This is a genomic window from Sphingomonas sp. CCH5-D11, from assembly GCF_001557395.1.
GTDB lineage: Bacteria > Pseudomonadota > Alphaproteobacteria > Sphingomonadales > Sphingomonadaceae > Sphingomonas.
This window is the reverse complement of the sequence record NZ_LSKH01000081.1, coordinates 79,255-106,016: the sequence shown is the minus strand read 5'-3', so window position 1 is coordinate 106,016 and position 26,762 is coordinate 79,255. Positions and strand designations below refer to the sequence as shown.

The 26,762-nt window shown below is 65.2% G+C and carries 20 protein-coding genes; 17 read left to right on the top strand and 3 right to left on the bottom strand.

What is annotated here, in order from left to right:
• The first annotated feature begins 268 nt into the window (after positions 1-268).
• The 13 genes from AX702_RS05175 (at position 269) to AX702_RS05115 (ending at position 17,152) form a co-directional block, all read left to right on the top strand.
• Positions 269-1,642 (top strand): UDP-N-acetylmuramoyl-tripeptide--D-alanyl-D-alanine ligase, encoded by a 1,374-nt coding sequence (locus AX702_RS05175; protein ID WP_066776992.1) that lies wholly within the window; start codon positions 269-271, stop codon positions 1,640-1,642.
• Positions 1,642-2,712, top strand: a complete 1,071-nt coding sequence (gene mraY, locus AX702_RS05170; RefSeq protein ID WP_066776990.1) for a phospho-N-acetylmuramoyl-pentapeptide-transferase — start codon at positions 1,642-1,644, stop codon at positions 2,710-2,712. Before AX702_RS05175 ends, mraY begins: the two co-directional genes overlap by 1 nt.
• The gene (gene murD, locus AX702_RS05165; RefSeq protein ID WP_066776987.1) at positions 2,709-4,013 is read left to right on the top strand and encodes a UDP-N-acetylmuramoyl-L-alanine--D-glutamate ligase; all 1,305 of its coding nucleotides are present in this window, start codon (positions 2,709-2,711) and stop codon (positions 4,011-4,013) included. Before mraY ends, murD begins: the two co-directional genes overlap by 4 nt.
• Positions 4,010-5,236, top strand: a complete 1,227-nt coding sequence (gene ftsW / locus AX702_RS05160; RefSeq protein WP_066776984.1) for a putative lipid II flippase FtsW — start codon at positions 4,010-4,012, stop codon at positions 5,234-5,236. Before murD ends, ftsW begins: the two co-directional genes overlap by 4 nt.
• Complete coding sequence (gene murG / locus AX702_RS05155) at positions 5,233-6,378, top strand: undecaprenyldiphospho-muramoylpentapeptide beta-N-acetylglucosaminyltransferase (RefSeq protein ID WP_066776982.1); 1,146 nt, start codon at positions 5,233-5,235, stop codon at positions 6,376-6,378. Before ftsW ends, murG begins: the two co-directional genes overlap by 4 nt.
• On the top strand, positions 6,375-7,778 hold the full coding sequence (murC, locus tag AX702_RS05150; protein WP_066776980.1) for a UDP-N-acetylmuramate--L-alanine ligase: 1,404 nt from the start codon (positions 6,375-6,377) through the stop codon (positions 7,776-7,778). Before murG ends, murC begins: the two co-directional genes overlap by 4 nt.
• The gene (gene murB, locus AX702_RS05145) at positions 7,775-8,671 is read left to right on the top strand and encodes a UDP-N-acetylmuramate dehydrogenase (protein WP_066776977.1); all 897 of its coding nucleotides are present in this window, start codon (positions 7,775-7,777) and stop codon (positions 8,669-8,671) included. Before murC ends, murB begins: the two co-directional genes overlap by 4 nt.
• Before the next feature lie 111 nt (positions 8,672-8,782).
• On the top strand, positions 8,783-9,724 hold the full coding sequence (locus tag AX702_RS05140; RefSeq protein WP_269450375.1) for a D-alanine--D-alanine ligase: 942 nt from the start codon (positions 8,783-8,785) through the stop codon (positions 9,722-9,724).
• Positions 9,721-10,638 (top strand): cell division protein FtsQ/DivIB, encoded by a 918-nt coding sequence (locus AX702_RS05135; RefSeq protein WP_066776973.1) that lies wholly within the window; start codon positions 9,721-9,723, stop codon positions 10,636-10,638. The genes AX702_RS05140 and AX702_RS05135 overlap by 4 nt, the downstream gene beginning before the upstream one ends.
• Positions 10,639-10,672: 34 nt before the next feature.
• Entirely contained in the window at positions 10,673-11,932 is a 1,260-nt protein-coding gene (gene ftsA, locus AX702_RS05130; RefSeq protein ID WP_066776970.1) for a cell division protein FtsA, read from the top strand.
• 108 nt (positions 11,933-12,040) lie between these two features.
• A complete protein-coding gene (ftsZ, locus tag AX702_RS05125) occupies positions 12,041-13,567 on the top strand; it encodes a cell division protein FtsZ (protein WP_066776968.1) in 1,527 nt (508 codons plus the stop codon).
• 112 nt (positions 13,568-13,679) lie between these two features.
• A complete protein-coding gene (locus tag AX702_RS05120; protein WP_066776963.1) occupies positions 13,680-15,977 on the top strand; it encodes an SPOR domain-containing protein in 2,298 nt (765 codons plus the stop codon).
• Positions 15,974-17,152, top strand: a complete 1,179-nt coding sequence (locus AX702_RS05115; RefSeq protein WP_066776960.1) for a deoxyguanosinetriphosphate triphosphohydrolase — start codon at positions 15,974-15,976, stop codon at positions 17,150-17,152. The genes AX702_RS05120 and AX702_RS05115 overlap by 4 nt, the downstream gene beginning before the upstream one ends.
• A gap of 31 nt (positions 17,153-17,183) precedes the next feature.
• Here AX702_RS05115 and AX702_RS05110 read toward each other — a convergent pair whose 3' ends face one another.
• Positions 17,184-18,050 carry an ABC transporter permease gene (locus tag AX702_RS05110; protein ID WP_066776957.1) on the bottom strand — a complete coding sequence of 289 codons (867 nt, stop codon included), beginning with the start codon at positions 18,048-18,050 and terminating at the stop codon, positions 17,184-17,186.
• Between the two features lie 69 nt (positions 18,051-18,119).
• On the opposite strand from AX702_RS05110, the gene AX702_RS05105 reads away from it, so the two are divergent.
• The 4 genes from AX702_RS05105 to AX702_RS05090 all read left to right on the top strand — a co-directional run bounded on the left by AX702_RS05105 (position 18,120) and on the right by AX702_RS05090 (position 23,574).
• Positions 18,120-18,836 (top strand): GcrA family cell cycle regulator, encoded by a 717-nt coding sequence (locus tag AX702_RS05105; RefSeq protein WP_066776954.1) that lies wholly within the window; start codon positions 18,120-18,122, stop codon positions 18,834-18,836.
• Positions 18,837-18,995: 159 nt separating this feature from the next.
• Positions 18,996-20,975 carry a DNA topoisomerase IV subunit B gene (gene parE, locus AX702_RS05100; RefSeq protein ID WP_066777117.1) on the top strand — a complete coding sequence of 660 codons (1,980 nt, stop codon included), beginning with the start codon at positions 18,996-18,998 and terminating at the stop codon, positions 20,973-20,975.
• Positions 20,976-21,029: 54 nt separating this feature from the next.
• The gene (locus tag AX702_RS05095) at positions 21,030-23,261 is read left to right on the top strand and encodes a ribonuclease R family protein (protein ID WP_066776951.1); all 2,232 of its coding nucleotides are present in this window, start codon (positions 21,030-21,032) and stop codon (positions 23,259-23,261) included.
• Between the two features lies 1 nt (position 23,262).
• On the top strand, positions 23,263-23,574 hold the full coding sequence (locus AX702_RS05090; protein WP_066776947.1) for a hypothetical protein: 312 nt from the start codon (positions 23,263-23,265) through the stop codon (positions 23,572-23,574).
• A 153-nt stretch (positions 23,575-23,727) separates the two neighbouring features.
• On the opposite strand, the gene AX702_RS05085 is transcribed toward AX702_RS05090, so the two are convergent.
• Positions 23,728-24,888 (bottom strand): saccharopine dehydrogenase family protein, encoded by a 1,161-nt coding sequence (locus AX702_RS05085; RefSeq protein ID WP_066776945.1) that lies wholly within the window; start codon positions 24,886-24,888, stop codon positions 23,728-23,730.
• 12 nt (positions 24,889-24,900) lie between these two features.
• Complete coding sequence (locus AX702_RS05080) at positions 24,901-26,679, bottom strand: ABC transporter transmembrane domain-containing protein (RefSeq protein ID WP_066776943.1); 1,779 nt, start codon at positions 26,677-26,679, stop codon at positions 24,901-24,903.
• Between the last annotated feature and the right edge of the window lie 83 nt (positions 26,680-26,762).

Genomic DNA, 26,762 nt, shown 5'->3' with positions numbered 1-26,762 from the left:
TCGTTGTGCCGTCGAAGCCTATCGTCAGCGAAGGTGCAAAGCCGCCCCGCGAGCGGCGTACCCTCGGCCTGCGATATGAACTGGTGACGGGCGAGACTGTGAGCGGGCTGCGTTGAAGCAGCGCGCGCGACGCCATCCTGCGCTCCATCTCGGGGCGGCACCCGGCTACTGCCGGTTGCGGGTGACGTTCGCTGCCGCTTGGCAGATTATGCGCAAGTTCCACCGCGATCCGCGTGCGATCGCCTCGTTGCCGGTGCTATAGACCCCCATGCCATATCTCTGGACCTCCGACGCGATCGCCGCCGCCACTCACGGTCATGTCTCGGCCGACTTTGACGTAAAGGGCGTTGCATTCGACTCACGCGAAGTCGGCCCGGGCGACCTGTTCATTGCCCTGCGCGGCGAGGCCACGGACGGCCACTGCTTCCTTGAGCAGGCCTATGCGCAGGGCGCCGCCGGAGCCCTTGTCTCGGACCAAGCTGCCGGCCCGCACGTGCAGGTGGCGGACACCTTTGTCGCGCTCGAGGATCTCGGTCGTGCGGCCCGTGCGCGCACGGACGCAAAGATCATCGGTGTGACCGGATCGGTTGGCAAGACCTCAACCAAGGAGGCGTTGTTCGCGGCGCTGGATCGAAGCGCGCCCGGTTCCACGCACCGTTCCGTCAAAAGCTACAACAACCACACCGGCGTCCCGCTCAGCCTTGCGCGGATGCCGGCTTCGACCCGGTATGGCGTGCTCGAGATGGGGATGAACCACCCGGGCGAGCTTGCGCACCTGACCACCCTGGTGCGTCCGCATGTCGCGATCGTCACCGCGATCGCACCGGCGCACACCGAATTCTTCCCCGATGAAAGCGCGATTGCCGACGCAAAGGGAGAGATCTTTCGCGGGCTGGAGCCCGGCGGCATTGCGATCGTGCCCTATGACAGCCCTCATCGCGACCGCCTGATTGCCGCAGCAAAACCATATGCCGCACGGATCATGACGTTCGGTACGGCAAGTGAGGCGGACGTTCGCCCAATCGAGACCATGCCCGTCCGCACCGGCGGAACCTTCGTCTCCGCAAAAGTCGGCGAGCGGGAGCTGAGCTTCACCGTCGGCCAGCCCGGCGCGCATTGGGTCTCGAACGCCCTGGCGGTTCTCGCGGCAGTGGATGCAGTCGGCGGCGACCTCGGGCTTGCGGGGCTCGCCCTTGCCGATCTGGGCGGCCTGCCCGGCCGCGGGGCGCGCTTCGTCGCGCCGGTCAAGCAGGGCCAGGCGCTGGTGATCGATGAAAGTTATAACGCCAATCCGGCATCCATGGCGGCGACACTCTCGGTCTTGGCCGCCGAACCCGGCCGGCATGTCGCTGTGCTGGGCGAGATGCGGGAGCTAGGCGCTTCATCCCCGGTCTATCACGCAGCATTGAAGGAGCCGCTTGAGGCGGCGCACGTCGAAGTGGCGCTGCTTGTCGGCGAAGCGATGACGCCGCTTGCACAAGCGCTTGAGGGGCGGCTTGAATTCGTCCATGTGCCCACCGCCGCAGCGGCGCTGGAGGTTCTTCCCGGAATGCTCGCGCCGGGTGATGCGGTACTCGTCAAGGGATCAAACGGGGTCGGGCTGTCGCGCGTGATCGCGGCGCTCGCCGGGGGCATGGCATAGTGTTGTACTGGATCGCCGAGCAGCTCGGTTTCCCGGGTATATTCAATCTTATTCGGTATCTGTCGTTCCGCACCGGCGGGGCGATCGCGACGGCGTTGTTCATCGGCCTGATCATCGGCCCCAAGTTCATCGGGTGGTTGCGGGTCCGCCAAGGCAAGGGGCAGCCGATCCGCGCGGACGGCCCGCAGACGCATCTGGCGAAGCGTGGAACGCCAACGATGGGCGGGCTGATGATCCTCACCAGTCTGGCGCTGTCGATCCTGATTTGGATGGATTTGCGCAATCCGTTCGTCTGGGCGTGCCTTTTCGTCACCCTGGGTTTCGGCGCGATCGGGTTCCTCGATGATTACGACAAGGTGCGCAAGGCCAGCACGGCGGGCGTGCCGGGGCGGGTTCGTCTCCTGCTGGAATTTGCCATCGCTGGCGTTGCCGCTTGGATCATCAGCTATGAGAACGGGACGGGGCTCTATCTGCCGTTCACGAACCAGGTCTATCTGGAGCTCGGCTGGTTCTTCCCGGTCTTTGCCGCCTTCACGATCGTCGCCTTTGGCAATGCTGTGAACCTGACCGATGGCTTGGATGGCCTGGCGACGATGCCGGTGATCATCGCATCGGTGGCGTTTATGCTGATCGTGTATCTGGCCGGCAACGTGAAGTTCGCCGATTATCTCGGTATCCCGCATGTGGGCCGGGCCGGGGACCTGGCGATCTTCTGCGGCGCCATGATCGGCGCGGGCCTCGCGTTCTTGTGGTATAATGCTCCGCCGGCCGCCGTCTTCATGGGCGATACAGGCAGCCTCGCACTGGGCGGGGCTTTGGGCACCATCGCGGTTGTGGCGCACCATGAAATCGTTCTTGGCATCATCGGTGGCCTGTTCGTGGTAGAGGCCATGAGCGTCATCATCCAGGTGTTCTGGTACAAGCGCACCGGCAAGCGCGTGTTCCGCATGGCGCCGATCCACCACCATTTCGAGCAGCTTGGCTGGAGCGAGCCGACGGTGGTGATCCGTTTCTGGATCATCAGCCTGGTGCTGGCGCTCGCCGGCCTGTCGACGTTGAAGCTGCGGTGATCATCTCTCCCGCCTGGGCCGGCAAACGCTATGCCGTGCTGGGGCTGGCACGCTCCGGCCTGGCAACGACGCGCGCGCTTGCCGCGGCCGGTGCGCATGTGGTCGCCTGGGATAGCGATCCCGCCGCGCGGGAGCGGGCGGAGGGGATCGACGGCGTCATCATACACGACATCGCCACGCTGGATCTCGGCGGCGCTGCAGGCCTGGTCGTCTCGCCGGGCGTTCCGTTGAACACCCATCCGATCGCCGCGCAGGCGCGCGCGGCGGGCGTGCCGATCATCGGCGACATCGAGCTGTTCGCCGAGGCCCGGGCGCATCTCCCGCCTCACAAGGTGATCGGTATTACCGGCACCAACGGAAAGTCGACGACGACGGCGCTGATCGCGCACATCGCGGAAGCGTCGGGCCGCCCCGTGCGCATGGGCGGAAACATCGGCCTTCCCATCCTTGGTCAGGAGCCCCTGCTCCCGAACGACAAGGGCATCGGCGTCTATGTGCTGGAGCTTTCGAGCTACCAGATTGATCTTACGCACGGGCTGGATTGCGACGTTGCCGTGCTGCTCAACATCACCCCCGATCATCTCGATCGCTACGACGGCTTCGAAGCCTATGCTGCGTCAAAGGCAAGGCTGTTCGCCATGCAGTCGGCAACGCACGATGCGGTGATCGGGATCGGGGATGCATCCTCCGCGCAGATCGCCCGCTCCTTGTCTGCGCGCGGCGAACATCTCACCAAGATCGCGCCCGGCGTCTGCATGGATCAGTCCCGCTGGCCCTCGCTACAGGGACCTCACAACGCCCAGAACGCGCTCGCCGCCATTGCCGCCGTTCGTGCGCTTGGCGTGGACGCGCAGGCGATCGATCGCGGGCTGGAAAGCTTCACCGGCCTGCCACACCGAATGGAAAAGGTGGCAGAGGTGAACGGGGTGGCGTTCATCAACGACAGCAAGGCGACGAACCCGGAAAGCGCCGCGCCTGCGCTTGCGGCGTTTGATCGTGTGCACTGGATCGTCGGGGGCAAGGCGAAGGGCGATGATCTGGATGCCTGCCTGCCGCACCTCGCCCATGTCGTGCGCGCCTATACCATTGGCGCTGCCGGGCCGGTGTTCGCTCGAGTGCTGGCGGAACAGGTGGCGGTAGAGGAATCGGGCACGCTGGCGGCGGCGGTGGAGAGTGCGGCTCGGCAGGCACGGCCCGGCGATGTCGTCCTTCTGTCTCCGGCGGCAGCTTCGTTCGATCAGTTCCGCGATTATGAGCATCGCGGGCAGGCGTTTCGCGAAGCAGTGGGGGAACTGTCTTGACGGATCACGCGACCACTCAGGGTCTGCGCGGGCGCCTCAAGGACCGGGGCGGTCGTGGCGATCGCTCGCCACTCGGCACTTGGTTCTGGGACACGGATCGTGTGCTGCTGCTGCTGACATTCGCCCTGATCGCAGTGGGCCTCCTATCGGTGGCGGCAGCATCGCCGGCAACGGCAATGCGTTATTCGGGTGAGCAGCTGAAGCTTCCGCCACTCTATTACTTCTGGCGGCAGGTGATGTGGGTTGCCGTGTCGCTGCCCGTGCTGATCGGCATCTCGATGCTTCCGGTGAACCTCGCGCGCCGCGCCGCCGTCATCGGGGCGGGCCTGTTCGGTTTCATGCTCCTGCTGGTGCTGATCCCGGGCATCGGCGTGGAGGTGAACGGGGCCAAGCGCTGGCTGGGCATCGGCGTGTCGCAGTTTCAGCCCTCCGAGTTCCTGAAACCGTGCTTCATCGTTACCGTTGCGTGGCTGCTGTCATTGCGCACCAAGGAAGAAGGGCTGCCGCTCACTGCGATCACCTTCGGCATGACGGCCACAGTCGGGGCGTTGCTGATGCTTCAACCCGATTTCGGGCAGACCATGGTGTTCGGTCTTGTCTGGATGGCCCTGCTGGTGATCGCTGGTACGCCGACCAAGACGCTGGCAGCCTTCTTCGCCATGGCGCCGATCGGAGTGGGCGCCGCTTATATGTTCTATGGCACCGCGCGCACCCGCATCGACAGCTTCCTCTTTCGCGATCCGAACGAAGCGGAAGGCGCGCATTTCCAGACGGATGCGGCGCACCGCACGCTCACCTCGGGGGGCTGGACGGGAACCGGGCCGGGCGCCGGAACATCGAAGTTCGGTTTGCCGGAGGCGCATACCGATTACATTTTCTCCGTCATCGGGGAGGAGTTCGGCCTGATCGCCTGTATGGTGATCGCCGTGCTGTTTCTTGCCATTGTCGCGCGTGTTTACGTGAAGATGCTGGACGAGCAGGATAGCTTCAAGTTGCTGGCGGCTTCGGGGCTGGCAACGCAGTTCGGGTTGCAGGCGCTGATTTCGATGGCCGTGAACACGGGTCTGGCGCCGTCCAAGGGGATGACTTTGCCGTTCATCAGTTATGGTGGTTCGTCGATGATCGCGTTGTCGATCGGCATGGGCCTTTTGCTTACCTTCACGCGCCGCAATCCGTTCCTGTTGCGCAGCCCCTATGTTGCCCGCTGGGGGAGCGCCGCATGAGCCGCGCTCGGCATTTTGTGCTCGCCGCGGGCGGGACCGGTGGGCACATGGTTCCGGCGGCCGCCCTGGCGGAAGAGTTGATGCGCCGGGGTCATCGGGTTGCGTTGGTCAGTGACGAGCGCGGCGTCCGTTTTCCCGGATTGTTCGATGGCGTGCAGACCCATGTCCTTCCGGCCGGTCGGCTGGCAGGCGGTCCGCTCGGCTGGACGCGGGCCGCGCGTGAGATGTGGCGCGGCCGTGCGATGGCGCGTGAACTGTATCGTACGTTCAAGCCGGCGGCCGTGATCGGCTTTGGCGGCTATCCGGCATTCCCCGCGCTGGCGGCCGCTTTCGCGGAAAAGATCCCGACGGCCGTGCATGAGCAGAATGCCGTTCTCGGGCGGGTCAACCGGTTGGTGGCGGGGCGCGTGGACGCAATCGCCACTTCCTATGCCCAGACCGAGCGGCTGAAGCAGAAGCACGTCGGAAAGGCCCACCATGTCGGCAATCCCGTTCGGGACGCCGTGCTGGCGCTGCGTGCCCGACCTTATCCGCTGCTGGAGGAAGACGGCATCTTCCGCGTTCTGGTTACCGGCGGTTCGCAGGGCGCCAACATCCTGTCGAAGGTAGTGCCGGAGGGTCTCGCTATGCTGCCGATCGCGTTTCGGCGGAGGCTGCAGGTGACGCATCAGGCGCGCATCGAAGACATCGATGCGGCGCGGGCCAAATATGCGGAGCTCGAGATTGCTGCCGATCTCGCGACCTACTTGCCCGATCTGCCTGAGCAACTCGGATGGGCGCACCTTGTGATCGCAAGGGCGGGCGCGTCGACCATATCCGAGCTGACGGCAGCTGGCCGACCGGCGATCCTGGTGCCGCTGCCCGGGGCCACGGACGATCACCAAACGGCCAATGCGCGCGAGATTACGGCCGCGGGTGGTGCGCGCACGATCCCTCAGACCGCCTTTACTCCCAGCGAGCTTGCCAAGCAGATGCAGAAACTGGGGCTTGATCCCGCGGCGCTCGAGAATGCGGCCGGCCGCGCTCGCGCCTGCGGAAAGCCCGAAGCGGCACGCGACTTGGCCGATCTGGTCGAAAGTCTCGATGCGCCCGTTGCGAAGCTGCCGGTGGGCGTGTCCAAGCCGAAGGAGGCCTTTGCGTGAGGGGCGTCGCGACGGATATCGGCACGATCCACTTCGTCGGCATTGGCGGCATCGGAATGTCGGGCATCGCCGAGGTGATGCACAACCTTGGCTATAGCGTGCAGGGCTCGGACGTGGCGGAGGGCTATGTCGTTGAGGGCCTGCGCGCACGCGGCATCAAGGTGACGATCGGGCATGACGCCTCGAACGTCGACGGCGTGGCCGTGGTGGTGATCTCCACCGCGGTGAAGCGCGGCAATCCCGAGGTGGAAGCGGCCCTCAACCAGCGGATCCCGGTGGTGCGGCGTGCCGAGATGCTGGCCGAGCTGATGCGCCTCAAATCCACGGTTGCTGTCGCGGGTACCCACGGAAAGACCACGACCACGTCGATGGTGGCGGCGCTGCTCGATGCGGGCGGCGTGGATCCCACGGTGATCAATGGCGGCATCATCAATAGCTACGGCTCGAACGCACGCCTTGGAGACAGCGACTGGATGGTCGTGGAGGCGGACGAAAGCGATGGCAGCTTCCTTCGCCTTGATGGGACGATCGCCGTCGTCACCAACATCGATCCCGAGCACCTCGACCATTACGGCAGCTTCGAAAAGGCGAAGGATGCCTATGTCGAGTTCGTTGAGAACGTACCCTTCTATGGTGCGGCATTGCTGTGCCTCGATCATCCGGAGGTGCAGGCGCTGATCCCGCGCGTTCGCGACCGTCGGATCGTCACCTACGGCTTTGCCGCCAGTGCTGACGTGCGCGGCGTCAACGTTGCGCCCTATCCGGGCGGCAACCGTTTCGAGGCGCTTATCCGTCATCGGGACGGAACGGTTCGCTCGATCGAGAATATCGATCTGCCGATGCCCGGGCGGCACAATGTGCAGAACGCCCTGGCCGCGATCGGCGTGGCGTTGGAACTCGGCATCGATGACGCGACGATCCAGCAGGGCTTTCAGAAGTTTGGCGGGGTTAAGCGGCGCTTCACCAAGGTCGGGGAAGTTGCGGGTGCCGTGATCATCGACGATTATGGCCACCATCCGGTCGAGATCCGCGCCGTGCTGGCCGCGGCGCGGGAGTCGGCGCAAGGACGCGTTATCGCCGTCGTCCAGCCGCATCGCTATTCGCGCCTGGGCAATCTGATGGATGATTTCCAGGGCGCCTTTAACGACGCGGATCAGGTGTTTGTGACCCCCGTTTACGCGGCGGGCGAGGCTCCGGTGCCAGGGGTCGACGCCGACGCGTTGGTTGAGGGGCTGAAGCGCCGCGGGCATCGTTCGGTGGCATCGGTGGGAAGTGCGGACGAACTCGCTGCAGCGCTGGCCAGGGACGTTCGGGCGCAGGACCAGATCGTCTGCCTGGGAGCGGGCGACATCACGAAATGGGCTGCGGGCCTGGCGCCTGCCATCGAGGCGCACCGATGAACGCAGTGGCCGTTCCTTCCACTCGCGGTCGCTTGACGACGGCGGCGCCGCTCGCGCCGTTGGTTTGGTTCAAGTCGGGTGGCGTGGCGCAATGGCTGTTTGAGCCGGCCGATGCGGATGATCTTTCTGGATTCTTGGAGCGTCTGGATCCGTCCATCCCCGTAATGGCGCTTGGCTTGGGTTCGAACCTCATCGTGCGGGATGGCGGCGTGCCAGGCGTTGTGGTGCGGCTCGGCAAACCATTCGCCACCGTTGAACGGCTTGATTCGACGACGCTCCGCTGCGAAGGCGGCGCGAGCGGCATCCTTGTATCGTCCGCTGCGCGTGACGCGGGTATTGCCGGCGTTGAGTTTCTGCGCTCCATCCCAGGCACCGTGGGTGGGTTCGTCCGCATGAATGGCGGTGCCTATGGCAGCGAGACGGCCGACGTGTTGGTCGAGTGCACCGTTGTCCTTCGCAACGGCGAAATGCGGAAGCTTTCGGCAGACGCGCTCGGCTACACGTACCGACACTCCGAGCTGCCGGCGGACGCGATCGTCGTAAGCGCCACGTTCCGCGGTCGGCCGGGCGAGCCCGATGCCATAAAGGCGGAAATGGATCGTATCGCTGCCAGTCGGGAAGCGTCTCAACCGCTGCGCTCCAAGACGGGCGGGTCGACGTTCAAGAACCCGCCCGGCCACAAGGCCTGGGAGCTGGTCGACCAAGCAGGATGCCGCGGGCTTCGCCGCGGCGATGCGCAGGTCAGCGAGAAGCACACGAACTTTCTGCTTAATCTCGGCAGCGCGACGAGCGCGGACATCGAAGCACTGGGCGAAGACGTGCGATCGCGCGTGAAGGAGAAAAGCGGGGTGACGCTTGAGTGGGAGATCCAGCGCGTGGGAGTTGCCTCGTGATCCGCGTTGCAACAGCTGCCACGGTTTGCCGGCGCGTGGTTGCAGCTTGCGCTGACGAGATCCCGTGCGGCCTGCTTGTCCTTGCGCCGGTCGCAATCCTTGGAGGTGAGCGTGGCTGAGCAGGCGAGCGCGCTTCACATTGTCGTCCTGATGGGCGGCTGGTCGGCCGAACGCGCCGTGTCGCTTTCATCCGGAGCCGGGATCGCGGATGCGCTGGAGTCCTTGGGACACCGCGTCACTCGGATCGACATGGACCGCGACATTGCGGCCAAGCTCGCCGCTGCGGAGCCAGACCTCGTCTTTAATGCCCTGCACGGCACCCCCGGTGAGGACGGCTCGATCCAGGGGCTGATGGACATCATGGGCCTGCGCTACACTCATAGCGGGCTCGCAACCTCGGTGATCGCCATCGACAAGGTGCTGACGAAGCAAGCGTTGGTGCCGCACGGCATACCCATGCCCGGCGGGCGGATTGTCAGCACGCAGGATCTGTACAAGGGCGATCCGCTGGCGCGTCCCTATGTGCTGAAGCCGGTGAACGAGGGGTCGTCGGTCGGCGTCGCGATCGTTACCGATGAAGGCAATTACGGCAATCCGATCAACAAGGACGCGGCAGGGCCTTGGCAGGAGTTCGACCAGCTTCTCGCCGAGCCGTATGTGCGTGGCCGCGAGCTGACGACTGCGGTGCTGGGTGACCGAGCGCTGGGCGTCACGGAGCTTCGTCCCAAATCGGGCTGGTACGACTATGACGCGAAATATACTGATGGCCTGACTGACCACATTTTCCCAGCGCCCATCCCGGACGACATCGCGGAAGCGTGCAAGACGCTGGCGTTGCGGGCGCATCAGCTGCTTGGCTGCAAGGGAAGCAGTCGAGCCGACTTCCGGTGGGACGATGAGCGAGGCGTCGAGGGGCTCTTTCTTCTGGAGGTGAATACGCAGCCCGGCATGACTCCGCTTAGCCTTGTTCCCGAACAAGCCCGGCATCTGGGCATCACCTATCCCGAACTGGTTCAGGCGATCGTCGATGAAGCGCTGAGGGACGACAAATGAGCCGCTCAGTAGCCCGTGGCGCGCCGCAGCGGCGACCGACGGTGCGCCGCACGGCACCGAAGAAGTCGCTGGGTGATCGCCTGCTTGCGGCAATGCCAGTCAGTGAGGCGGCGGTTCGCCGTGCGGTTACCTGGTCGATCCTTGGCATCGGCGGGGCGGTGGTGCTCGGCACGGCATCCTGGCTCGGCGTTCCAGCGGCGATCGGTACGGCTCTTGCGGACACGACCGGGCAGATCGGGCTGCGTGTCGAACAGGTCGATATCACGGGCATCAAGCGGATGAACCGTGAGACCGTGTACGCCGTTGCGCTGGAGGAACAGCCCAAGGCCATGCTGCGGGTGGATCTCGAACTGATCCGCCAGCGTCTTCTGGCTTATGGCTGGATCGCCGATGCCTATGTGTCGCGTCGTCTTCCGGATCGGCTGCTCATCCATATCGTGGAGCGTGAGCCAGCGGCGATCTGGCAGAATGGCGGTGCGTTGACGCTGATTGACGCGAAGGGCGTGCCGCTGGAGCCAGTCGACCCCAGCCGCATGCCCAATCTGCCACTGGTTATCGGTCCGGGCGCTGATCGGCAGGAGGCCGCGTACCAACGGCTGCTGGCCGCTGCGCCGGCACTGAAGCCGCGGATCAAGGCGGCCGCCTGGGTGGGCAACCGCCGCTGGGACATCACGTTCGACACGGGCGAGACATTGGCTCTGCCACAGGACAATGCTGCCGCAGCTTTGGTCAAGTTTGCGGAGCTCGACGGCGCCCGTTCGCTGCTTGGAAAGGGATGGCTGCGCTTCGACATGCGCGATCCTGCCAAGCTGGTGGCGCGCAAGCCGGGCGCGGACATGGAGCAAGCGGTCCCGGCGACTGGGGCGGGAGCGGCGACGCAAAGTGCTCGCTTTGCGAGAATAGACGAAGTCTGAGACGGCGCACGGGGCAGGAACAGGGAACAGGGGCATGGCAAAGGCAGCACCGGAAGGAATCATCACCGCGCTGGATATCGGCACGTCCAAGGTGTCTGCGATGATCGCGCAGCGGGGCGATGGCGGCGAGTTGATCGTGCTGGGAACGGGCCAGCGCGAATCAAAGGGCGTGAAGCGCGGCTATATCGCCGACATGGCGCTCACCGAACTGGCCGTGCGCGAGGCAGTGGCTCAGGCCGAGCGGATTGCTGGCTTCAACATCGAGAATGTCTGGGCAGGCTTTTCTGCCGGTGGGCTGGTCAGCGACGAAGCCTTCATTGAAGTCGAATTGAACGGCCATCGTATCGAGCAGCAGGATATTGATGCATTGCTGCAGGAAGGGCGCCAGGCCATCGATCCGCAGGGACGCATGGTGCTGCATGCGCAGCCGGCGCTTTACACACTCGACGGGCTGACGGGCGTGAAGAAGCCACTGGGTCTCCATGCCGACCGGCTGGGCGTTCACATTCATGTGATCGCCGCTGACGGTTCGCCGGTTCGCAACCTCGACCTGACGGTTCGTTCTGCCCATCTGGAGGTAAAGTCGATCATCGCGTCGCCGGTTGCGACGGGACTGGCCTGCCTCAGTGAGGAGGAGCGCGATCTCGGCGTCGCACTCGTGGAGATTGGCGCTGGCATCACCAACGTGTCCCTTTTTGCCGGCGGCATGCTTGTCGGTCTGAAATCCATTCCGATCGGCTCGTGCGACATCACGGATGACATTGCGTCCGCATTCGGCACTACTCGGGGCCAGGCCGAACGGATGAAGTGCTTCCACGGTTCGGCGAATGCGTCACCGCGCGACAATCACGAGATGATCGCGATCCGTCCGGGGCGGGCGGACGACGATGCCGATCCCATGCAGATCACAAAGGCGGCGTTGATCAGCGTGATCCGCACTCGGCTGGAGCATCTGATCAATGAAGTGCAAGTGGCGCTGCAGGAGCTGAAGTTCGAAGGCGCGGTCGGCCGTCAGGTAGTGTTGACGGGCGGCGGTGCAGAGTTGAAGGGCATCGCGGACTATGCGCAGCAGGTGCTCGGGCGATCCGTTCGGGTCGGTCGGCCGCGCGGGCTGACGGGGCTTCCCGACGCGCACGGCGGACCCGGCTTTGCGACACTGGCGGGACTTGCCTTTTTTGCCGCGTCCGATCCGGTGGATCTTCGCGGTCTGGTGCCGCAGCAGCAGATGGTCGTGCGACAAAAGGGTCTGACCGCGCTCAGGCGTTTGTTTCAGGCGGCGAAGGCAAATTATTGATCGGGTGGAGCCGCTTTTCGGCTGGCACCGGGCGTTTCAATGTTGCACTAAGTTTAATGGCGATGGCGGGCCAGTGTTTCGTGCCCGAAATGACGGAGTAAATTGGCGATGGGCATCGAATTCATTGCGCCGGACGTTGACGAACTTACCCCGAAGATTGCGGTGATCGGCGTCGGCGGTGCTGGCGGCAACGCAATCGCCAACATGATGCGGGCGGACGTGCAGGGCGTCGAGTTTCTCGTCGCCAACACTGATGCGCAGGCGCTGAAGCAGTCGATCGCGCCCCAGAAGATTCAGCTGGGTGCGAAGATCACCCAGGGTCTGGGCGCTGGCAGTCGTCCGGAGATCGGTCGCGCGGCGGCCGAGGAAACCATCGATCAGGTATCCAAGCTGCTTGAAGGCGCACACATGTGCTTCATCGCGGCGGGCATGGGCGGCGGCACCGGTACGGGCGCCGCACCGGTCATCGCCAAGGCCGCGCGCGACATGGGCATCCTGACCGTTGGCGTGGTGACGAAGCCGTTCGCTTTCGAAGGCAAGCGCCGCGGTAATTCGGCCGAGCAGGGCATCGAGGAACTGCAGAAGTTCGTCGACACGCTGATCGTTATTCCGAACCAGAACCTTTTCCTGATCGCCAACGCCAACACCACGTTCAAGCAGGCGTTCGAGCTCGCCGACGAAGTGCTGCAGCAGGGTGTCCGCGGCATCACCGACCTGATGGTCATGCCGGGTCTCATCAATCTTGATTTCGCCGACGTGCGTTCGGTGATGCAGGAGATGGGCAAGGCCATGATGGGCACGGGTGAGGCGGACGGCGATGACCGTGCGCTGATCGCGGCTCAGAAGGCGATCGCGAATCCGTTGCTTGATGGCGTATCCATGCAGGGCGCGAAGGGTGTGATCATCTCCATCACCGGCGGCGAGGACATGCGCCTGCTCGAGGTGGACGAAGCCGCAAATCACATTCGCGAGCTGGTCGATCCGGAAGCCAACATCATCTGGGGCTCCGCGTTCAATCCGGAGCTGGAAGGACGCATTCGTGTGTCGGTGGTGGCAACGGGTATAGAGGCCGTGGAGCGTACGGAGGCACCCGCCGCCGAACCTGCTCGCGCCTTCAGCTTCTCCGCGCCCCGCCGCGTCGAAGCCGCGCCTGCAGCTCCCGCACCTGCCGCCGCACCGGCGCCGGCTGCGCCGGCGACACCCGTGCCCAGCCCGCAGCCCACGGGCGCGGCAGCCGGCGCGATGTCCGCCGGTGTGCCTGCTCCCGGCGCCGCGCCGAGCGTTCAGCCGACGGCTGTCGCGCGTGAAGTCGAGGAAGCGCCGGGCGACGAGCTGCTGCTCGGCAGCGACACGATGGTGCCGGCACCGCAATCGGCAAACGCGGCTTCCAAGCCGGCACAGCCGGAAGAGCCGCGGGTTTTTGGCGACGACGAGTCTGCCGAAGCACCCCGGCGCCGCTGGCTGTCGGGTGGGGAGGGCGGCGCCGAGGTGCCTCCGCAGCCGCGCGTGAAGCTTGGCGGCACGCTGTTCGAACGGATGCAGAATGCCTCCCGCGGAGCACAGCGTGGTGCGGAAGAAGAAAACAAGGATGCACTCGACATCCCTCGTTTTTTGCACCGTCAGAACAATCAGTAAGCAAGAGGTGAGCGACGGCGGCCGGCGTTCGTCGGCCGCCGCGTGCGGCTCGGCGCGTCGGCGCGCCATGATCATTGCTGGTTAATCCCGCCTCGTCTTAACGCGAACATCCATGTTGATCGCCCGTCCCTTGATCCTTGCGGCCGCGCTTGTCGGTGCGTCGGGCGCATTCGCGCAGAGCTATCCTGGCCAGCAAGCGCCAATGGTGCCGCGTCCGACGCCGGACGCTGATGCGCTTGCGGGTGCGATGCGGCGGCTTGGCGCCAATCCGCGCGATCTTGCCGCCTTGATCGAGGCTGCCGAGCTGTCACTCAAGCTTGGTGACGTTAATGCTGCCGCTTCCCTGTTGAAGCGCGCCGAGAACGTCGATCCCATGAATGGCAGGGTCAAGGCGGGGATGGCGCGCATCCTTGTGACCCAGGAGCGCCCCGGTGAGGCGCTGCGCTACTTCGATCAGGCGGTCGGATACGGACTCGACCCGCGTACCTTCGCCGGTGATCGTGGCCTGGCCTATGATCTGATCGGCGAACAGGAGCGCGCCCAGCGCGATTATCGTGTGGCGTTGCGGTCGGGCGGGACGGAAGAGGTGCAGCGTCGCTACGCCCTTTCTCTCGGGATTTCCGGCAAGCAAAAAGAGGCGCTCGAGATCATCGACGATCAGGTGCGCGGCAATGATCGCAGCGCCTGGCGGGTCCGAGCATTCGTACTCGCGATGACGGGTGACGTGCCGGGCGCGCAGAAGATAGCCGGCACGATGATGCCACAGGGAATGGGTGCCGCGCTCGCCCCCTTCTTTACCCGGCTCGCGACCTTGCCGGCGGCAGATCGGGCCTTCGCCGTTCATTTCGGCGAGCTGCGCCCCACGCCGCAGCGGCTTGCCGACGCACGGATGGTTCCCGCCTTGCCACCCTTGGCACCCGAGCCGGACCGCCCGGTTCAGACCGCCGCCGTCGCTACGCCCAGCGCGCCACCTCCGGCTGCAGATCGCGGAAGCGCGCGGAGCGAGGCGAGCAGGCGGCGCGAGGCAGCACGTGCCGAGCAGCGGGCGCGCCGGGCGGGCCGGAGTGACACGCGCACGGCCGCTGCCGTCACCGCGCCGGTGGTGCCACAGCCGCCTGTTGCAACCGCTGTTGGCCAGCCGCCGATGGCGACTGCCGTGCGACAGCCGGTAAACGAGCCAACCGCGTTTCAGCCACCCCGCTATGCCGGTGTTGCTTTCGCTCCGCCCAAGGCGGTGGTGCAGTCCGTCCCTCGGGCGGCAGATCATACGGCCACTCGGACGGGCGGCGCGGCGCCGGTCAGCACAGCTAGCGCGCCGTCGGCATCTTCGCGGGTTGGAACCCCGCTTCCATCGGCGGGTCTTGCCCAATCCCGCGCGCAGGATGGGATGGGCAAGCCGGCTGGCGATACACTGGCCGCAGTACGTGAATTGGCCAACCCGCCCGCGCCGACTGCAGCATCATCGACGCCCGCCGCCGCCGTGCCGCTGTCGGCCGCGCAAGCCACGGGTTCCGCGCCCGCAACCTCGATCGCCGCCGCGACTGCTTCAAACGTCGGGTCTGTGGTGCCATCATCGGCAAACCCCAGTGTCGCTCCGCGAACGGAGGTGGTGTCCTCTTCGCCGACGGCAAAGACCGGATCGTCAGGGCCAGCGCTCACCGAAGATACGATTCTGGCCCGGATCATGGCCGGCATCTCCATCCCGGGCGCCGAATTGGGTGTGGCGCCCATTCGTCAGCCAGAGCCGATGACCCAGCCGTCAGCAGCGAACGTGCCGAGCTCCGGCGGAACGGTCGCCACGGCGAGTAGCATCGCCGCGGCAGAAACGGCGCGCAAGGCGGCCGAGGCGGAGCGGCTCGCTCAGCAGGAGAGAGTCGAAGAAGCGACTCGCGCGCGCCGGGCTTCGTCAACCGAGACCGTTGCTGCTCAGAACAAGCCCGAGCCCAAGGCTGGCGGCACCAAGCTGGCCTCAAACGCCGCTCGCGACAGCAAGTCCGGCAGCGAACAGGAAAGATCGTCGGTCGATCCGAAGCGCAAGGCTGCCGATGCGAAAGCAGCTGCCGCCAAGAAGCAGGCTGACGAGAAAAAGGCCGCCGAGGCGAAGAAAGCGGCTGAGGCTGCCAAAGCCGCCAAGGCGGATCCGTCGCGGATTTGGGTGCAGGTCGCTGGCGGTGCGAACAAGGAAGATCTTCCCAAAGCTTGGGCCGCCGCTCAGGACAAGGCGCCGGCGTTGAAGGGCAAGGCCGCCTATACGACGCCTCTTCGGTTTACGAACCGGCTGGTGACGGGTCCGTTCAAGACTGATGGGGAAGCGCGCGAGTTCATCAACACGCTCTCCAAGCAAGGGATTTCCGCGTTCTCATTCACCAGTGAGAGCGGGCAGAAGATGGTGAGGTTGCCGGCAAAGTGACGACGCTTGCGCCTTGGGCTTCTGTCCCGGCGCATAGCAAAGGTCGCCTCTACGAAGAACAAAGCAAGTCCGGTGGGCAAGGCGAGCGTGGTCCGCGCGACGCTTACCAGCGCGACCGCGACCGCATCATTCACTCGATCGCCTTTCGTCGCCTCAGGCACAAGACACAGGTGTTTCTCGCCCCGGACGGCGACCATTTTCGTGTCAGGCTGACCCACAGCCTTGAAGTTGCGCAGATCGGGCGAACAATCGCGCGCACGCTCGGTTTGAATGAGGATCTGACGGAAGCGCTGTGCCTGGCCCACGATATTGGCCATCCCCCCTTCGGTCACGCCGGCGAAGATGCACTGAAAGCTGCCATGGCCGGGGCGGGCGGCTTCGACCATAACGGCCATACGCTGCGGACGTTGATGCGCATCGAGCGCGCCTATCCGCGCTTCGACGGCTTGAACCTGACCTGGGAGACGCTGGAGGGGCTGGCCAAGCACAACGGCCCCGCACGTCATCCTGGCTGGGCCTTGGCGGAGGCTGATTGCGAAGCGGAGCTGGAGCTAGGCACCTACGCCAGCCTGGAAGCGCAGGTTGCAGCGCTCGCCGATGATATCGCCTACGACAATCACGACATCGACGATGGATTGCGAGCCGGGCTCCTGTGCGTCGATCAATTGCTCACGGTTCCGCTTGTTTGCGAGGGTTGGGATCGTGTGCGAAGCTTGTTTCCCGACGTCAGCGAGCGACGTCAGGCGAGGGAGCTCGTCCGCAGCCAGATTGGCGTGATGGTGAACGATCTGCTTGAGGAGACCAGGCGCCGTATCGCTTGGTCGAAGGTGCGCACGGTTTGTGACGTTCGCAACGCCGGTCAGGCCTTGGTGGCTTTCTCGGATGCGATGCGCATCGCGGAGCGCGACCTGAAACGCTTTATGTACGCGAACCTTTATCACCATCCCAAGCAGCTAGAGGCTGCGGCGGCGGCGCATCAGATCGTGGCCGGCCTGTTCGCGGCCTTTCATGATGACCCCGGGACCCTGCCGCTAGAATGGCGTGCAAGCCTCCCGAACGAGGAGCCTGGCTTCAGCCGACATATCGCGGATTACATCGCCGGCATGACCGATCGGTATGCGATCCGCGAGTATGTGCGTGTCGTCGGCCCTGTGACGATGCCGGACGGGTTTTGACCAGGCCGGCCGCACCGCCGGCGATGGCACCTTAATTCTTCAGGCGCCACCCGCGACGCAACAGCACATAGCATAGAACGCCAAGCGCGACGTCGAGCGCGAGCACCACTGCGCTGCCGAGGACGACGGGTGAGTCCGCGATGCCGAGAAAGCCATAGCGGAAGCCCGAGATGATGTAGAAAAAAGGATTGGCATGGCTGATCGCCTGGAACACTGGCGACAGTCGATCCACCGAATAGAAGGTACCCGACAGCAAGGTTAGCGGCGCAACGACGAAATTCGTCACAGCGGCTGCGTGGTCGAACTTCTCCGCCCAAATCGAGGTGAGCACACCGATCAGCGCCAGGAAGACGGAGCCAAGCAGACCAAACCAGATGACGGCAACGAGATGGGCGGGGACGACGTTTACGCCCGGCCAGAGCGCCATCGCGAGCCACACCGTCAGCCCAACCAGGAACGCACGCGTCACCGCTCCGCCGGTAAGCGCCACCAGCAGTTCGGCCGTGGACAGCGGAGGCATCAGATAATCGACGATCGTGCCCTGGATCTTGCCGACGAGCAGCGAAAAACTGGCATTCGCAAAGGCATTGTTCAGCATGCCCATGACGATGAGACCAGGAGCCACAAAGTCGGCGAAGGGAACCATCGCTCCGCCAAGGTGCACCTCTCCGCGGGCGCCCAGGGCGACGGTAAATATAACGAGATAGAGCAGCGTGGTGATCGCCGGCGCCCAGATCGTTTGCAGCTGGACCTTGAAGAAGCGACGCACCTCCTTCACATATAAGGTCTTCAGGCCGCCCCAATTGACGTTCCGAATTGACGGGACGCCTGGCGCGTTCCTGACCAAGGAATTGTCCTGGCCGCCGGATTGTTGGCCAATTGGGGGGTGGCTGCTCATCGCTTGATCGCGTAGTCGCTGCCGCCGCTTGCTGCAACCGGCGTAAGAAGTGAAGGAACGACAAGGCCCATGTCCTGGACCGAGGAACGGATCGATACACTGCGCAAGATGTGGGAAGGCGGGCAGACTGCCAGCCAGATCGCGGAGGCGCTGGGCGGGGTCAGCCGCAATGCGGTGATCGGCAAGGCGCATCGCCTGGGCCTGCAGTCGCGCCCGTCACCTGTCGTTCCGAAGGACGCGGAGGCGAAAGCCGCATCTGCGGCTGCTCCCGCTCCCGCTCCCGCTCCCGCAGCAGAACAGGTAAGCGCTCCGCCGCCGCCTGCGCCGCCACCCCCAGCGCCGCCGCAGCCAGTTGCTGCGCCGGCAAGCCCGCCTGCGATCACGCAGGTGTCGGCGCCCAAGCCGATCACCATCACGACTCCGCTGGAGCCGGAGCGGCCCGCTGAGTCGCAGCGCATGGTTCGGTCTGTCGGGCCGGGCGGTTTCGTGCGTCAGGCGCCAGGTGAGCAGCAGCCGCCGATCGCGCCGGCGCCGCCGCGCCGTCTCGTGCCGGCGAAGCCGTCACCGGAGATCGCGGGAAAGACCAGTCTCCTCGATCTGAGCGACAAGGTGTGCAAATGGCCGCTCGGACACCCGGGCGAGCCTGACTTCCACTTTTGCGGCGATAAGGTGAACCCGGGTTTCCCTTATTGCGTGGAACATTGCGGTCACGCCTATCAGGCGCAGTTGCCGCGGCGTGATCGTCGTGCGGCTCCACTTCCGTTCGGCGGGCCGCGGATGCGCTGACGCTCACGAATTCTGATTGCAGATCAGGCCACACCAGACCGGGGGTTTGGTGTGGCTTTTTTTGTAAGTGGTGTCGGGCGCTAGGTGTGGGGCGGCGTCGCGCTCACATGGGCGGCATTCAATACCTCGCGATGCGGCGGTGCGCTGCTATATGGGGGTATGGCTGATCCAGATCTGTTCCGCGCTCCAGTGACTTCCGCCGATTACGACGCATCTTCCATCGAGGTGCTTGAGGGGCTGGAGCCGGTGCGACGGCGGCCGGGCATGTATGTCGGCGGCACCGACGAGCGCGCGCTGCATCACCTCGCGGCCGAGGTGCTGGACAATGCCATGGACGAGGCAGTGGCGGGCCATGCCACCCGCATCGAAGTCACGCTTTCAGCCGGTAACCGATTGACGATCGTGGACAATGGCCGCGGTATCCCGGTCGATCCGCACCCGAAGTTCCCGGACAAGAGCGCGCTGGAGGTGATCCTTTCCACCCTGCATTCCGGCGGCAAATTCACCGGCAAGGCCTATGCAACCAGCGGCGGTCTGCACGGCGTGGGCATCTCCGTCGTGAATGCGCTTTCCTCCGACACGGTGGTGGAAGTCGCGCGTGATCGCCAACTCTACCGGCAGAAGTTCAGCCAGGGAAAGACGCTTGGCAGGCTGGAAACGGTAGGCGCAGCGCCCAATCGCCGAGGCACTTTGGTGAGTTTTGTGCCGGATACGGAGATTTTCGGCCCGGACCTCCTGTTCAAGCCTGCACGCCTATATCGACTGGCGCGATCAAAGGCCTATTTGTTCGCCGGGGTCGAGATCCGGTGGAAATGCGCGCCGGAGCTGATCAGCGACGATACGCCGGCGGAAGCCGTTTTTCAGTTCCCCGGTGGGCTTGCCGATCACCTGCGCGAACAGGTCGGTGGCCGCGAGTGTGCGACGGCTGACTTCTTCTCCGGGTCGCAGGAGTTCCACGACGAGGCGGGGCGGGTCGAATGGGCGGTTGCCTGGCCTCTGTGGTCAGACGGCAGCTACAGCTGGTACTGCAACACCATCCCGACGCCTGACGGCGGCACACACGAGCAGGGCCTGCGACAGGCGCTGGTGCGCGGACTGCGATCGTTTGGCGATCTGGTGAACAACAAGCGCGCCAAGGAACTGACCGCGGACGACGTGATGGTCGGCAGCGAATTGATGCTCAGCGTCTTCATTCGCGATCCGCAGTTCCAGTCACAGACCAAGGACAGGCTGACGTCACCCGAAGCCGCAGGGCTCGTGGAAAAGGCCGTTCGTGATCATTTTGATCACTGGCTGAGCCAGAATATGGATCGTGGGCGTGCGCTGCTCGGCTATGTGCTGGAGCGGATGGACGAGCGGCTGCGGCGCAAGGCCGAGCGTGAGGTGAAGCGCAAAACCGCTACCTCCTCACGCAAGCTGCGCCTGCCAGGCAAGCTGACAGATTGTTCCACCGACAGCAACGAAGGCACGGAGCTGTTCATCGTGGAAGGCGATAGCGCCGGCGGCAGCGCCAAGCAGGCGCGCGATCGCAAGACGCAGGCGATCCTGCCGATCCGCGGCAAGATCCTGAATGTCGCCAGCGCGACCAGCGCCAAGATCCTGGCGAACCAAGAAATCGCCGATCTGATCCAGGCGCTGGGATGTGGGACCCGCAAGGAATGCAGGCCCGACAATCTGCGGTATGAGCGGGTCGTCATCATGACCGACGCGGATGTCGACGGCGCACATATTGCGACGCTGCTGATGACGTTCTTCTTTCAGGAGATGCCGGATCTGGTTCGCCGTGGGCATCTGTATCTCGCGCAGCCGCCGCTCTACCGCCTGACAGTCGGCGCCAAGTCGCTGTATGCGCGCGACGATGCGCACCGCGCCGAGATCGAAGCGACGGTGTTCAAGGGCAAGAAGGTGGAAGTTGCCCGGTTCAAGGGACTGGGCGAAATGAACCCGGCGCAGTTGCGCGAAACGACGATGGACACTGCGAGCCGCAGCCTGATCCGCATCACCCTGCCGCAGGAATATGAAGAGCGGGCTGGCGTGAAGGACCTGGTCGACCGGCTCATGGGCACCAACCCGGCGCACCGCTTCGCCTTCATCCAGGAGAATGCGGCGCGCATGGATGAGGAGGCGATCGACGCTTAGGCGCTTGCGGGCGAGCGGGCGGGTGACGGGGCGACTGCAAGCCCCTATCTGTCGATGATGCGCAAACCAAAGGCCGGGCTGCCGAGCCGCCAGCAGATCCTCGACTTCATCGCGACCAGCGACATCCCGGCCGGCAAGCGCGAGATCGCGCGCGCGTTCGGGTTGACGGCGCAGGAGAAGATCGGCCTCAAGGCCTTGTTGAAGGATATGAGCGACGAGGGCCTGATCGACAGCGCCCCTGGCCGCGCCTTTCACAAGATGGGCGGGCTGCCCAAGGTTACCGTGCTTCGCGTCGTGGACGTGGATGACGGCGGCAACATCTGGGCCACGCCGGAAAAGTGGGAAGCCGAGACGCCGCCGCCGCGGGTACGGGTGCGGGAGCGCCGACGCGGGGAGATCGGCGTCGGCACGCGGGTGCTGGCGCGGACGGAAGAAGCTGGCAGCGGCTGGATCGCTCATCCGATGAAGGCGCTGGCGCCAGCGGCGGAGCAGATGATCGGCGTACTGCGCGGCGAGGGCGATCGGCTGTGGCTGCAAGGCGTGGAGAAGAAGGAGCGGCGCGAATATGCCGTTTCAGACGCTGGCGGGGCACAGCCCGGCGATCTCGTGCTGGCGGAACGGGCGGGGCGCCCGCCGCGGATCACGGCGCGGGTGGTGGAGCGACTGGGCGATCCGTTCGCCCCGCGTAGCTTCTCGCTGATCGCGATACATCGGCACGAGATCCCGCATGTGTTCAATCAGGAGACGCTGGACGAGGCGGCGCGGGTCGCGCGTCAGCCGCTGGGGGACGGACGCGAGGACCTGACGCACCTGCCGATCGTGGCGATCGATCCCGCCGATGCGCGCGACCATGATGACGCGATCTGGGCCGCGCCGGATGATGATCCCGGCAATCCCGATGGCTGGCGTGCGGTGGTCGCGATCGCGGACGTGAGCTTCTACGTGCGCGCAGGCTCCGCACTTGACCGTGAGGCACGACGCCGTGGCAATTCGGTCTATTTCCCGGATCGGGTCGTGCCGATGCTGCCTGAAGTGCTGTCCGCTGATGTCTGCTCCTTGAAGGAGGACGAGGATCGCGCGGCCATGGCTTGCCACCTTCAGATCACCAAAAATGGCGCGCTGAAATCCTGGCGCTTCACGCGCGCGGTGGTGCGGATCGCGAGTAACATTGCTTATGAGGATGCGCAGGCCGCGATCGACGGGGATGCCGGCACTGCCGCGTTGCCTGAGCATCTGAGGGCGGCGCTGCATAATCTATGGGGTTGCTGGAGCGCTCTGGCCCAGGCGCGCGACAAGCGGGAGCCGCTGGGACTCGACCTGCCGGAGCGGCAGGTCGCGCTGGACGAAAAGGGGCGGCTGCTATCAGTGGCGCCGCGCGAGCGGCTGGACGCGCATCGGCTGGTGGAAGATTATATGATCGCCGCCAACGTCGCGGCGGCCAAGGCGCTGGAGGCCAAGAAGGCGCCGGTAATGTACCGCGTGCACGAGCCGCCGACGCGCGCGAAGCTGGCAGCGCTGAAGGATTATCTCGAGACCTTCGATATTCCCTTCGCACTGGGGCAGGTGATCAAGCCCGCAACCTTCAATAGCATTCTCGAACGGGTAGGCGACGCGGATTTCCGTCCCCAGGTGATGGAGCAGGTGCTGCGTACGCAGACTCAGGCTTATTATGGCCCTGGCAATCACGGCCACTTCGGCCTGTCGCTCGGTTCCTACGCCCATTTCACCTCGCCCATCCGCCGCTATGCGGACTTGCTGGTCCATCGCGCGCTGACCAGTTCCTATGGTCTCGGTCCGGGCGGGCTGAACGGCGATGAGGATTTCGAACGGCTGGGCGAGACGATCAGCAAGCTGGAACGCCGTGCGATGGAGGCCGAGCGCGAGACGATCGACCGCTATGTCGCGGCCTTCCTCGCCGAGCGGGTGGGCGAGATCGTTGATGCGCGGATCACCGGCGTACAAAACTTCGGCTTCTTCGCCACGGTCGAGGGGGTCGGTGGCGACGGTCTGATGCCGGTGAGCGACCTAGGCGGCGAGTATTTCCGCTATGATGAGGCCGCCATGCGTCTGGTGGGCGAAACCAGTGGCGACGAATATGTGCTCGGCCAGCGTTTGAAGCTCCGGCTGGCGGATTCAAATCCGGTCTCAGGTGCGCTGCGCTTCGAACTGCCGGAAGGTAAGGGCGCGCGCCCGGCGCGGCGCGGTGAGCGCGAAGCACGCGCGCCTCGTGTGCTGAAGCGGCGCGGGCGGCCGGGCAACATCAGGCATCAGGGGCGGAGGAAGTAAGGTGGCGAATATCGTGATGCGCGCGGCGGAGCGCTATTCGACGCGCTCGCAGAACCGGATCGTTGAACGCCTTCGCCGGGCCGGTGCCATCAAGCCTGCGAATGCGACTACCTACATGCCGACCGCGCGCGGCGAGCGCCGGCTGCTGGCCAGAATGGTGAAGTTCGGCGCCGTCGTGACGGAGAGTGAGGGGCGCTATTGGCTGGACGAGCGTGCGCTCATCAATTTCCGCAAGGAAGAGCTGGCACGCGTGCTGGGCGCGATCGCTGTGGCCGGCTTTGCAGCGGCGGGTGCGATCGCAATTGGACGGTGACCGGGAGGCGAGCCTGATCACTGCCACTCGGAAACCCTCCCTCGCCAGACATGGCGTGATAGGCGAAATGCGGCAATCTGTCGGCTTGGCCCGGCAAGCATCCCCGAGCAGTTGTATCTGAGTCCGCGTCACGCTTGATCGAACCGCCGATACTCAGCAGGCGGTGAAGGTGAGGCCGGCGTTCTTCTCCAGTCGGCTGCGCAGTGCGGGGCCCATCAGGGCACCGGGTGTCCAGATGCCGCCATCACCCGCAACATCCTGCACCAGACACAGCGCGCTTTCAGCGAGCATCTTGCTGGTTGAGCCATAGCCGGGGTCGCGATCCCCCGTCACCACTGCATCGATGCGCGTGCCGTCCGGCATCAAGCCGATGAAGAGCACGTCGTAATGACCGTTCTCGCGCTCTTCCTTGGTGGGACCCTCGCCTGGCTTGGGGCCGCTATCACCGGCGAACGGGTTGAGCTTGGCGATGGCTTCCGCGGCTGCCTTGCCCATGTCGCCCAGCCCGGCCACCATCATCTCGTCATAGACGAAATCATCGCCGTAGCGGCCGCCGAGCAGGAAATTGGTTCGATGCACGTTCTTGGTGTTGATCGGCGCCATGACAAAGGGTGCGACCCAGCAGTTGATGGTGGAGTCGAACTCCGGAATCATGCCGGTCGGCTGATGCGGCCCGCTGTGCCCTGGCGTGAGCGCGAACGGGCTGGCGAGCAGCGGGACGAGCGACGGATCCTTTGCCGCGGCGGCCAACGTCGCCTTGAGGCTGGCGGCGGTGCCACCGGAGAAGCCGCCCTTCATCACGCGAACGCGACCCTTCACTCGCGGCGCGGGTCGGCCGAAACGGGCGATCGCGGCCTCCTGCAGCGTCAGTACGCCGAGGTCGAAGGGAATGGAGTCGAATCCGCAGGAGAAGACGATGCGCGCGCCGGTGCGCTTCGCCTCCTCATGATGCGCATCGATCATGCGGCGCATCCAGCCCGGCTCGCCACATAGATCGACATAGGCGGTGCCGGTGGCGGCACAGGCGGCAACCAGATCGCTGCCGTAAAGCTGATAGGGGCCGACGGTGGAAATCACCACGGTGGTCCGCTCGCACATGGCGCGCAGTGAGGCGGCGTCATCCGAGTTGGCGGTGATGAGCGGCAGGTCGGCGCTGATCCCCATCTCGGCGCGCACGTCCTGCAGCTTGCTGAGCGAGCGACCGGCCATCGCCCAGCGAACGCCGGTGGGAAAGGCGTGGGCGATATACTCCGCCACGAGGCGCCCGGTGTAGCCCGTTGCGCCATAGACGATCACGTCGAACTCGCTCGCCATCACTTCCGTCTCCTATGCCGCTTCGCTGAACTGAAGGCTGGCAAGACGGGCATAGAGCCCGCTGCGTGCCATCAGCGCCGCGTGATCGCCTTGTTCGACGATCCGTCCGCCATCCATTACCACGATCCGGTCCGCCGCGCGTACTGTTGCCAGGCGATGCGCGATCACCAGCGTCGTACGATCGGCCATCAAGCGCTCGAGCGCTTCTTGCACCAGTCGCTCGCTTTCGGCATCAAGCGCGCTGGTCGCCTCGTCGAGCAGCAGGATCGGCGCATCACGCAGCAGCGCGCGGGCGATCGCCACCCGCTGACGCTGGCCCCCTGACAGTCGCGCGCCGCCCTCGCCGAGGAAGGTATCGAGGCCATCCGGCAGATCGCGAAGGAAGCTGGCGGCATTCGCTGCATCTGCGGCGGCCCACAATGCATCGTCATCGGCCTTCCATCGGCCGTAACGCAGATTGTCGCGGGCGGACGCGGCGAAGATCACCGTTTCTTGCGGCACCATGGCGATTCGCGCGCGCACGGCCGCTGGGTCCGCCTCGCGCAGGTCCACGCCGTCGATCGCAAGACGCCCCTCGGCGGGATCGTAAAAGCGCTGGAGCAGCTGGAACAGGGTCGTCTTACCCGCGCCCGACGGCCCGACCAGCGCCACTGTTTCTCCCGGGGCGATCTGAAGCGAGAAGTCGTGCAGCGCGGCGGTATCGGGCCGCGTCGGATACCGGAATTCGACATGCTCGAACGTCACCGCACCGCGCGCCGGCTCCGGCAGAGTACGTGGGCGGGCGGGTGCGGCGATCTCGGGCTTCTCCGACAGCAGTTCGGCCAACCGGCTGGCAGCGCCGGCGCCGCGCAGCAGTTCGCCATAGACTTCCGTCAACGCGCCAAAGGCCCCGGCAACAATACCGCCGGTCAGCACGAAGGCAGCGATCGAACCGCCGGAAAGCCGCCCCGCAGCCACGTCCGTCGCACCTTCCCACAACACCAGCGTGATCGAACCGAAGACGAGGCCGATCACGATCGCGGTCATGATGGCGCGAAGCAGGATACGACGCTCGGCCGCGCTCATGGTCGCCTCCACCGCGCCGGCGAACCGCTCCGCCTCGCGGCGCTCCTGCCCGAACGCCTGGACGATCTTCATCGCCCCCAGTGTCTCGGTGACCATGGCGCCAACATCGGCGACACGATCCTGCGAGGTGCGCGAGTAATTGCGCACCCGCCGGCCAAGCAGCATGATTGGAAGGATGATCAGCGGAATGCCGAGGCACAACAGGCCGGCAAGCTTCGGCGAGATGGCGAACAGATAGACAAGGCCACCGATGCCGGTGAAGGCGTTGCGCAGGGCCACTGATACGGTGGTGCCCACCACCATTTCGATCTGAGCTGTGTCCGCCGTCATGCGGCTGGCGATTTCCGAGGGGCGGTTCTCTTCGAAAAAGCGCGGGCTGAGGCTCAGAAGGTGGCGCTGCACGCTGCGGCGAATGTCGGCCACCACCCGCTCGCCAAGCCAGGACACGAAGTAGAAGCGCACCGCCGTGCCGATCGCGAGCACGGCCACGATCATCAGCATGTAATGAAACGCGCCGGCGACCGCCTCGCCCGTGTTCGCCCCGAAACCGCGATCAATCACGCGTTTGAAGCTGTAGGGAATAGCGATCGTCGCGGCTGAGGTGATCGCAAGCGCCGTCCAGGCGGCAGCGATCTGCGCTGGGTATCGCTTTGCATGGCGCCAGACGAGAGCGAGATTGCCGATCCGGCGCGTTGAAGGCGGCTCTACCGCCGCGTTGCTGGCCATGCGGGCGGCCCTAGCAGCGGGTGAAGTGTGGCTCAATCGCCACCGTCATGAAGTAATCGCCGCCGTGCCTCGTTGTGCAGGTG

Excerpts from the sequence above, each read along its gene's own strand:
- AX702_RS05120 (WP_066776963.1), top strand. The coding sequence starts at position 13,680 with ATGTTGATCGCCCGTCCCTTGATCCTTGCGGCCGCGCTTGTCGGTGCG.
- AX702_RS05085 (WP_066776945.1), bottom strand. The coding sequence starts at position 24,888 with ATGGCGAGCGAGTTCGACGTGATCGTCTATGGCGCAACGGGCTACACC.
- parE (WP_066777117.1), top strand. The coding sequence starts at position 18,996 with ATGGCTGATCCAGATCTGTTCCGCGCTCCAGTGACTTCCGCCGATTAC.
- AX702_RS05175 (WP_066776992.1), top strand. The coding sequence starts at position 269 with ATGCCATATCTCTGGACCTCCGACGCGATCGCCGCCGCCACTCACGGT.
- AX702_RS05110 (WP_066776957.1), bottom strand. The coding sequence starts at position 18,050 with ATGAGCAGCCACCCCCCAATTGGCCAACAATCCGGCGGCCAGGACAAT.
- AX702_RS05095 (WP_066776951.1), top strand. The coding sequence starts at position 21,030 with ATGATGCGCAAACCAAAGGCCGGGCTGCCGAGCCGCCAGCAGATCCTC.
- AX702_RS05080 (WP_066776943.1), bottom strand. The coding sequence starts at position 26,679 with ATGGCCAGCAACGCGGCGGTAGAGCCGCCTTCAACGCGCCGGATCGGC.
- AX702_RS05135 (WP_066776973.1), top strand. The coding sequence starts at position 9,721 with ATGAGCCGCTCAGTAGCCCGTGGCGCGCCGCAGCGGCGACCGACGGTG.
- murB (WP_066776977.1), top strand. The coding sequence starts at position 7,775 with ATGAACGCAGTGGCCGTTCCTTCCACTCGCGGTCGCTTGACGACGGCG.
- ftsZ (WP_066776968.1), top strand. The coding sequence starts at position 12,041 with ATGGGCATCGAATTCATTGCGCCGGACGTTGACGAACTTACCCCGAAG.
- murG (WP_066776982.1), top strand. The coding sequence starts at position 5,233 with ATGAGCCGCGCTCGGCATTTTGTGCTCGCCGCGGGCGGGACCGGTGGG.
- ftsA (WP_066776970.1), top strand. The coding sequence starts at position 10,673 with ATGGCAAAGGCAGCACCGGAAGGAATCATCACCGCGCTGGATATCGGC.
- AX702_RS05105 (WP_066776954.1), top strand. The coding sequence starts at position 18,120 with ATGTCCTGGACCGAGGAACGGATCGATACACTGCGCAAGATGTGGGAA.